The sequence below is a fragment of the Streptomyces sp. NPDC028928 genome, from assembly GCF_055564915.1.
This window is the reverse complement of record NZ_JBVHVI010000039.1, coordinates 1-1,383: the sequence shown is the minus strand read 5'-3', so window position 1 is coordinate 1,383 and position 1,383 is coordinate 1. Positions and strand designations below refer to the sequence as shown.

General features: G+C 57.3%; 1 rRNA gene (only partly in view). It reads right to left on the bottom strand.

Going from position 1 to position 1,383, the window contains the following annotated elements:
* Positions 1 to 1,294 (bottom strand): 23S ribosomal RNA (locus tag ACZ4U1_RS40135); its annotated part reaches 1,864 nt to the left of the window's first position; the annotation flags it as partial.
* Positions 1,295 to 1,383 lie beyond the last annotated feature (89 nt).

Genomic DNA, 1,383 nt, shown 5'->3' with positions numbered 1-1,383 from the left:
AGCACCCGTTGGGGCTTATGCTGCAATGACACGACTTCGGCGGTACGCTTGAGCCCCGCTACATTGTCGGCGCGGAATCACTAGACCAGTGAGCTATTACGCACTCTTTCAAGGGTGGCTGCTTCTAAGCCAACCTCCTGGTTGTCTGTGCGACTCCACATCCTTTCCCACTTAGCGTACGCTTAGGGGCCTTAGTCGATGCTCTGGGCTGTTTCCCTCTCGACCATGGAGCTTATCCCCCACAGTCTCACTGCCGCGCTCTCACTTACCGGCATTCGGAGTTTGGCTAAGGTCAGTAACCCGGTAGGGCCCATCGCCTATCCAGTGCTCTACCTCCGGCAAGAAACACACGACGCTGCACCTAAATGCATTTCGGGGAGAACCAGCTATCACGGAGTTTGATTGGCCTTTCACCCCTAACCACAGGTCATCCCCCAGGTTTTCAACCCTGGTGGGTTCGGTCCTCCACGAAGTCTTACCTCCGCTTCAACCTGCCCATGGCTAGATCACTCCGCTTCGGGTCTTGAGCGTGCTACTGAATCGCCCTATTCGGACTCGCTTTCGCTACGGCTTCCCCACCCGGGTTAACCTCGCAACACACCGCAAACTCGCAGGCTCATTCTTCAAAAGGCACGCAGTCACGAGACACCAGCAAGCTGATGTCCGACGCTCCCACGGCTTGTAGGCACACGGTTTCAGGTACTATTTCACTCCCCTCCCGGGGTACTTTTCACCATTCCCTCACGGTACTATCCGCTATCGGTCACCAGGGAATATTTAGGCTTAGCGGGTGGTCCCGCCAGATTCACACGGGATTTCTCGGGCCCCGTGCTACTTGGGTGTCTCTCAAACGAGCCGCTGACGTTTCGACTACGGGGGTCTTACCCTCTACGCCGGACCTTTCGCATGTCCTTCGCCTACATCAACGGTTTCTGACTCGTCTCACAGCCGGCAGACTGTGAAAGAGAGATCCCACAACCCCGCATGCGCAACCCCTGCCGGGTCTCACACGCATACGGTTTGGCCTCATCCGGTTTCGCTCGCCACTACTCCCGGAATCACGGTTGTTTTCTCTTCCTGAGGGTACTGAGATGTTTCACTTCCCCTCGTTCCCTCCACACTGCCTATGTGTTCAGCAGTGGGTGACAGCCCATGACGACTGCCGGGTTTCCCCATTCGGAAACCCCCGGATCAAAGCCTGGTTGACGACTCCCCGGGGACTATCGTGGCCTCCCACGTCCTTCATCGGTTCCTGGTGCCAAGGCATCCACCGTGCGCCCTTAAAAACTTGGCCACAGATGCTCGCGTTCACTGTGCAGTTCTCAAACAACGACCAGCCACCCATCACCCCGAACCAACAGGTCCGAGTTCACTGGGGCCGGC